The sequence below is a fragment of the Pseudomonadota bacterium genome (assembly GCA_039028935.1).
In the GTDB taxonomy this organism is placed as follows: Bacteria; Pseudomonadota; Gammaproteobacteria; order Steroidobacterales; family SZUA-146; genus SZUA-146.
The window spans coordinates 1-3550 of the sequence record JBCCHD010000077.1; the positions used below are offsets into that span (position 1 = coordinate 1).

Sequence of the window (3550 nt, forward strand, 5' to 3'; positions counted from 1 at the left end):
ACTCCAGTGCCGTGGCCTATGTGCTCGCACCGGAGCTGTTCGAAACCCGCGCAGCCGGCGTCCGCGTCGTAACCGACGGTCCGGCATTAGGACAAACGATTTGGAGCGATCCCGAGGTCCGTTACGAAACCGGCGACTGGCGGGACCTTCCCGTCAACACGATCTGCACCGGCGTCAATAGCGCCGGTGTACTCGAGCTCTATCGCAAGACGTTGCTTAGCATTAACGGCTAATAATTTTGAGGCGCTCGTCGAGGTATTCGCCCGCCGTGTAGCGATCCGACAGCACCGTGTCGAAGCGCGCGGTTAAAAATAGCGGAGCCGAGATTCGTGAGGCATTGGCAATGTCGTCGCCGGGGTTCACCACGCGGTGTGACGTTGACGGAAAGTAACCGCCGGTCGCTTCCTGCAACATGTCGCCACTATTGACGACTAGCGTGCCCGGATCGCAAGGCACCGCATGCCAGTTACCCGCCGTATCCTGAACCTCAAGTCCCGGATGGTTCGCGGCGGGCAATAAGGTGATCAAATTGATGTCCTCATGCGCAGCAGCGCGCACCGCCTGCTCGGCTTCGCTGCCATCCAACGGCGGGTAGTGCAGGATACGAAACACACTAGCGTCCTCACTCATCATCCCGGGCAGCGGCTCTGACAGACTTGCCACGATATCCTGCGGCATCGCATCGCTGAGCCAGCGCATCAGCTCACGGCCGAGCTCGAAGCCGAGTTCGCGATACTCGTAGGTTGAGTCCTTACATCCCGGCGGCACTAGACCGTCAGCAATGACGTGATAGAACTCTTTCAGATCTTTAGCCGGATAACCCACCGCGGTTTCTGACATGGCGGTGGAGAAAAAACCTGAGTGGCCGGACTCACCGACGCCCTGTTCAACCAAAAACTCAAACTTATTGTCGCTATCAAAAAACGCCTGCCAGTCATCGCGGAGCTTTTCCAACACGGCAGCCGGAATCGGATGGTTTCTGAGCACCGCGAAGCCCGTTTCACGCAATGAACGCGTAAACGTGTCTCCGGCATCGGCGGTCGTACAATCAACGATTTGGACGTGCATCCGTTGGATCCTGTTGAGCGAGCTATAATTGTCTCACATGCGAAGCATCTTACTCATAATCGGTTTTGCCTTGATACAGGCCGCGCCGCAAACGGCGGCCGCCCAGATTTGGCCCGACCAGGATCCGGACGCTTGGTTATTGGCGTTTGTCGACGTCGAAACCACCGGCCTGATTCCCGGCTATCACGAGATGATCGACATCGGTGTCGTGATTACCGACCTTGACGGCAATACGCTCGATGAGCTGTTTATCCGCATCCAGCCGGATCATCCCGAACGTACCGACGAGGGCGCCCGCGCCGTGAACGCGTTCGACGCGACGCGCTGGAAGGAGCTGGGCGCCGACTCACCCGACGCCGCCATCGATAAGCTGGTGCAGTTTCATGACGATATCGCCGGTGAACGTCAGATCCTGATGGTGGCCTTTAACTCACATTTTGATACCGCGTTTCTTGACCACCTGTTTCGATCCCGCGAACGCAGCTGGCGCGAGCTCTACCATTACTTTGTACTGGACCTGCCGTCGATGGCTTGGAATGCGGACCTGCGCGGGCTCACCGGCAGCAATCTGGCCGTCAAACTTGGCGTTGACGACGAACCACACGTCGCAGAGTTGCATACTGGCATTACGGGTGCCAAATTAAACGCTCGCATTTATCGGGCGCTCATCGAATATAGGACGAAGGACTAGGCCATGTCGTACCAACAAGCCTTACAAGAATCCGGATTAACCCAGGCTCAGGTTGATCAATATGCAGCCGATGGTTTCCTGCGTGTTGAAAATTTCTTCACTGCCGATGAACTCGCGGCGTACGGTAAGGCCGTCGACGCGGGCGTGGCCTATCGCACGTCCGATGACCATCGTGCGATGGGCGAAAAGAATCTGTATGAGCAGACCTTCGTGCAATGCATGCGTCTCTGGGAAGACCGCGACGACGTCCGACCGTTCGTATTTCATCAAAAGCTCTGTGCCGCAGCCGCAGCGCTACTTCAAACCGACCGCGTGCGTTTGTGGCACGACCAGGCGCTCTACAAAGAACCGGGCGGGCGACAAACCGATGCGCATTTGGACTACCCGTTCTGGCCGATCAATAAGCCCGAAGCCGTGTCCGTGTGGATTCCGTTTCAGGACGTCGCCGCAGACGGCGGCCGCATGAGTTACGTACAGGGCTCGCACATTTCGGGCATCACCGACTTCGCCGATATCGGCCATCTGCACGGCGGCGACAAGTTCAATTTGCTTGACGATGAACGGGTCGCGGCGATGCCGCTGATCGGCGTCGATGCGCCGCTCGGGTCGGCCATCTTTCATCACGCCTGCACCATTCACTGCGCCGATGCCAACAACACAGACGCGACACGACGGGTGTTCACCATGGCGTACATGGCCGATGGATTAAAACGATCTCGCGACGAAGCCTACTTCGCCCTCGATCGCGACGAGCACAAAACCGGCGAATTGGTGAACGGTCCCGGGCACCCGGTGGCCTGGCCCCTCGAGACAGATGCGCTACCGCTGCCACCGGTAGAGCGAGGGCCTAAGACGGGGTTTTCGTTCGACATGCCCGACTAACTGCTCACTGGGAACCCTCATGCGGCACGATACAGCGTCAAGCGCGGCCTCGAAAGCCTCACGTACTGGCGTGTACGCTGCATTTTGACGGGCAGGATGCCCTAATGCCGCGGAGGGCCGGACGCCCGAGAGCGGCGACGGCCACGCTTTCCTTGTCTCGCACGCGCCTGAGTCTCCCCAGTTAGCAGTTAGAGCACTACTTTCAACAAGTCTTTCAGAGTTAAGATTTCGTGCGTGACCAATTCCGGCCGATCCAATGGCTTGCCGTGCGGGTTATACCAGCAGGTGTCGATACCGTAATTCACACCGCCTTGAATGTCGGATGACAAACTGTCGCCGACCATCAATGCGCCTGCTTTATCCGGCGTGCCAAGCGCTTCGAATGTGATGTCGAATATGTCAGTACCCGGTTTGGCGGTGCCCACTTCGCCGGAAATGACGATCGCATCGAAGAACATCTCGATTCCGGTTCGAGCAATGCGTGCTCGCTGCACTTCACTCAGCCCATTCGTGACCAGCGCGAGACTTGCGGATTCACTCAACGACTGCAGCAGCAACAAGGCGCCGTCGTACAAATTGCCATTCGCACCCAAACCGTGCACAAAGCGATCCGCCATGTCAGCCGCATCGGCGTTGATATTGCGCTCTTTGATTAGGGCTTCGAAACGCAGGTTACGCACGTCTTGCGGCCGGAGCTCACCGTGTTCGACGCGCTTCCACAGTGCCAGATTAATGCGACGGTAGTCGTCGACGTACGCCGCGGGTTCCTGAACACCGACTGCGCGCAGCGTCTGCTCGAACGCCGCCTTTTCGGACGCATCCGAGTCCAGCAACGTATGGTCAAGATCGAGCAAAATCGTGGGGTATCGCATCGCAATCCGAGAATTAGCCGTCAGAGCCGATATAATC

At 57.9% G+C, this 3550-nt stretch carries 5 protein-coding genes; 3 read left to right on the forward strand and 2 right to left on the reverse strand.

Annotated features, from left to right (window positions below; all coding sequences use genetic code 11):
• Positions 1 to 233, forward strand: a 233-nt coding sequence (locus AAF465_17280; GenBank protein MEM7084477.1) for a nucleoside hydrolase, incomplete at its 5' end; no start/stop codon positions are given.
• On the opposite strand, the gene AAF465_17285 is transcribed toward AAF465_17280, so the two are convergent.
• Complete coding sequence (locus tag AAF465_17285; GenBank protein ID MEM7084478.1) at positions 223 to 1068, reverse strand: 2OG-Fe(II) oxygenase family protein; 846 nt, start codon at positions 1066 to 1068, stop codon at positions 223 to 225. The genes AAF465_17280 and AAF465_17285 overlap by 11 nt on opposite strands.
• A gap of 37 nt (positions 1069 to 1105) precedes the next feature.
• On the opposite strand from AAF465_17285, the gene AAF465_17290 reads away from it, so the two are divergent.
• Positions 1106 to 1759, forward strand: a complete 654-nt coding sequence (locus AAF465_17290; protein MEM7084479.1) for a hypothetical protein — start codon at positions 1106 to 1108, stop codon at positions 1757 to 1759.
• A gap of 3 nt (positions 1760 to 1762) precedes the next feature.
• Positions 1763 to 2641, forward strand: coding sequence for a phytanoyl-CoA dioxygenase family protein (locus AAF465_17295; protein ID MEM7084480.1), 879 nt, complete (start codon positions 1763 to 1765; stop codon positions 2639 to 2641).
• A 188-nt stretch (positions 2642 to 2829) separates the two neighbouring features.
• Here AAF465_17295 and AAF465_17300 read toward each other — a convergent pair.
• A partial coding sequence (locus tag AAF465_17300) for a YjjG family noncanonical pyrimidine nucleotidase (GenBank protein ID MEM7084481.1) occupies positions 2830 to 3550 on the reverse strand: 721 nt, incomplete at its 5' end.